Raw genomic sequence first — 2,989 nt, forward strand, 5'->3', positions numbered from 1 at the left:
CCCGCCGTGCCGTACGACCCAGCAGGCGTGGAGGGCGTGCCGTACGACACGGCGGGTGTGCCGGGCGTACTGGGCGTGCCCGGCGTACTGCTTACGGCAGGTCCGAAAGGTGTGCCCGGCGTACCGCTTACGGCGGCTCCGAAAGGTGCGACAGGAGCGGCCCCCGGCTGGGGCGGACCGGGCCTCCGCTCGGGCCCTTCCGGGCCGAAACCGGGCGGCAGGGGGCCCAGCTGGTCGAAGACCTCGATCGTCTCCTCCTCCGCCCCCGGGCTGTCCATCAGCTCCACCGCCTCGGCGAGCGCCTTGCGGGCCCCTGTGGCCGTACGGAAGCGCATGTGCGGATCGGGCTGCAGCAGGCCCGCCAGCACCTGCCAGAGCGGTTCCGGTACGCCCTCCGGAGCGTTCGGCGTGCCCTGGTCCAGAAAGCGCCGGACGAGCGCCTCGGCGTCGGGTTTCCGGCCCATCAGCAGGTACAGGGCCATCAGGCCGACGGCGAAGAGATCGGCGGGGAAGTCCGGGTCGTCGCCCAGCATTTGCTCGGGGGCGAAATAACCGGGCGTGCCCATCACGAAGTTGGTGTCCGTCAGCCTCGGCTCGCCCTTGCGCATGGCGATGCCGAAGTCGGAGAGCCGGATGTGCGGCCGTCCCTTCCCGGTCGCCTCCAGAAGGATGTTGGCGGGCTTGATGTCCCGGTGCACCACGCCCTCCTTGTGCACCGCGGCCAGGCCGGACAGCAACTGGTCGAGCACGGTGCACACGAAATGCGGGGGCAGTGGGCCGTAGTCGGCGATCAACTGGGCCAGCGAACCGCCGCGCACCACGTCCATGGTGAACAGCACCTTGTCGTCGTCCGCGGCCCAGTTCACGGGCGCCAGCACATGGGGGTGGTCGATCCGCAGGCCCTGTTCGCGGACGAATCTCAGCAGGGTGTGGGCGTCGCTCTGCTGGAGCACCTTGGCGGCCACATAGGTCCGTCTGCGGTGGTCCCAGGCCCGCCACACGGCGCCCGCGCCGCCGCGCCCGATCGGGTCGACCAGTTCGTACCGCCCCGCGAAGATCTCACCCATCGCGTCGGCGGCGGGTCAGCTCTGGTGCGCCTCGTAGTGGGCGACCGCCTCGGCGGTGCGCCCGGCGCCGTAGACCCGGAGGAATTCGGCGAGTTCGGGGTGGGTGGGGGCGAGGGTCCGCGCGGCGTCGATGATGTCGCCCGCGCCCGCCACGGAGCGCAGCAGCGACTGGATCTCCCGCACCACGCGCCGCACCGTCGGGGCACCGCTGCTGGCCGTGGTCTGCGTGGAGTTGAGGACGGAGCCGCCCGAGCTCTTCTTGACCTCCTCCATCCGGTCGGCGGCCTCGGCGGCGCTCACGCTGCCGTCGGCGACCTGGCCGGCGAGCTCCTGGAGGGCCTGGACGCGCTGTACCACCGCGGGGTTGCCGATCTTCGCGCGCTGACCGCTCATCAACTGGGAGAGCATGGGGGCCGACAGGCCGAGAACGGCGGCGAGACGGGCCTGGTTGAGGCCGAGGTCGTCGATGAGACGGCGGAACAGCGCCCCGAGGGGCTCTCCGTACCAGCTCCGCTGGAGCTCCCGTGCGCGGGCGGTGGCTTCCTGCTGTGCTGCGTCCATCTGCCTCTCCCCTTCGCTTCGCTGCCGCGAATCTTGCGGTGCATCCTACGGAGAGTGGTGGGCCCCGGCGATACCCGGTCGGGAAAGGGTGCCTGTACCGGGTATCCTGATCGGCGAAGGGGCCTTAGCTCAGTTGGTAGAGCGCCGTCTTTGCATGGCGGATGTCAGGAGTTCGACTCTCCTAGGCTCCACAGGGAAAAGCCGCGGGGCTGGAGATCAACGATCTCCAGCCCCGCGGCTTTTGTCGTGTCCGCTGTTCCGTCCGCTGTTACATCAGCGCTGGTCAGCGCTGTTCGTCGCGCTCTTCCATGGTGTCCTCGGCGAGGTCCTCGCGGTCCTGCTTGGCCTGCACCTCGGGGTCGAGGGCCGCGGTCGCGCTGCCGTCCGCGGAGGCCGTCGGGGCCTGGTCGGCGACCTCCGTCGGGGCGGGCGGCTCGACCAGCCAGTCGGGGTTGGCCTGCTTGTCCCACCACTTCCAGGCGGCGTACGCGCCCCCGGCGAGCAGCCCCAGCAGGACGAACCGCTTGGCGACGCGCCCGGTGCGGCAGCGGCGGTCCCGGCGCTCGACGAGCTTCTGTACCTCCTCGGCCGACACCCTGCCGCGGAGCGCGGCGAGGGCGGCGGTGCTGCGGGAGAGCGCCTCGTCCCGCATGGGTTCGGCGGCGGTACGGGCCTGCGCCAGCCGCGGGCCCGCGTAGTCGGCGGCCTGCCGGGCGGCCCTGCGGGTCTGCACCGCGGCGCGCGTGGCGGCGGCGTCGAGCTGGGGCGGCAGGGCGCCGCGGGCGTGCTCGATCCGGGGGTGCAGGTGGACGTCGTACTGCGAGCGGGCCTGGTGGGCGGCCTCGACGACCTTGGGGGCGAGCCGGGTCCTGGCCTCGTGGGCGTAGTGCACGGCGGTGTCCTTGGCCGTGCCTGCGTAGGGCGCCACCACTTCCGCCGCGTGGCGCACGCTGTCCTTGGCTGAGCTGGTCGCGGCGCGCACGCTGTCCTTGCGGGTCACGGGAACCTCCTCCTCGGTGGCGTATGTTTTGTCGCCTTTCCACCCAGTGGAAAATCATGCCTGCCGCCGGGTGGTCCGGCATGTGCGAGCGGGCATACGGGTCATCGGGGCACGCCGGCGCGAGCACAACCGGTGAACGCCCGCAGGCTTCAAAGGGCACTCAGAGGGCATCAGCGGGTTACGGGAAGCTTCGGTCGACGATGCCACGATTTCGTGCCGCGCGTGGGTGTTTGCCGAGCAATGCTCAAGACCTGTGGATCGGACCCGGGTTGGTGTACGAAGGGCGTACCTTCCCGGGTGATCGATTGATGGTCATCGAGTAGGCCGACGTTCGCAGCGTCGGTCGGGAAGGCACGCCCGT

3 protein-coding genes and 1 tRNA gene are annotated in these 2,989 nt (G+C 71.1%); 1 reads left to right on the forward strand and 3 read right to left on the reverse strand.

The features are described from left to right. Together K6I34_RS34635 and K6I34_RS34640 are read right to left on the reverse strand one after the other, a co-directional pair. On the reverse strand, positions 1–1,067 hold a 1,067-nt coding region (locus tag K6I34_RS34635), incomplete at its 3' end, for a serine/threonine-protein kinase (RefSeq protein ID WP_229332011.1). Between the two features lie 15 nt (positions 1,068–1,082). Further along, positions 1,083–1,628, reverse strand: coding sequence for a DNA-binding protein (locus K6I34_RS34640; protein WP_121799226.1), 546 nt, complete (start codon positions 1,626–1,628; stop codon positions 1,083–1,085). A 118-nt stretch (positions 1,629–1,746) separates the two neighbouring features. Here K6I34_RS34640 and K6I34_RS34645 point away from each other — a divergent pair. Then, positions 1,747–1,819 (forward strand) — tRNA-Ala (locus K6I34_RS34645). Positions 1,820–1,911: 92 nt separating this feature from the next. Here K6I34_RS34645 and K6I34_RS34650 read toward each other — a convergent pair. After that, positions 1,912–2,628 (reverse strand): DUF5324 family protein, encoded by a 717-nt coding sequence (locus K6I34_RS34650; RefSeq protein WP_229332012.1) that lies wholly within the window; start codon positions 2,626–2,628, stop codon positions 1,912–1,914. Positions 2,629–2,989: the final 361 nt, after the last annotated feature.

The sequence above is a fragment of the Streptomyces sp. UNOC14_S4 genome, from assembly GCF_020740835.1.
Taxonomy (GTDB): domain Bacteria; phylum Actinomycetota; class Actinomycetes; order Streptomycetales; family Streptomycetaceae; genus Streptomyces.

Excerpts from the sequence above, each read along its gene's own strand:
- K6I34_RS34640 (WP_121799226.1), bottom strand. The coding sequence starts at position 1,628 with ATGGACGCAGCACAGCAGGAAGCCACCGCCCGCGCACGGGAGCTCCAG.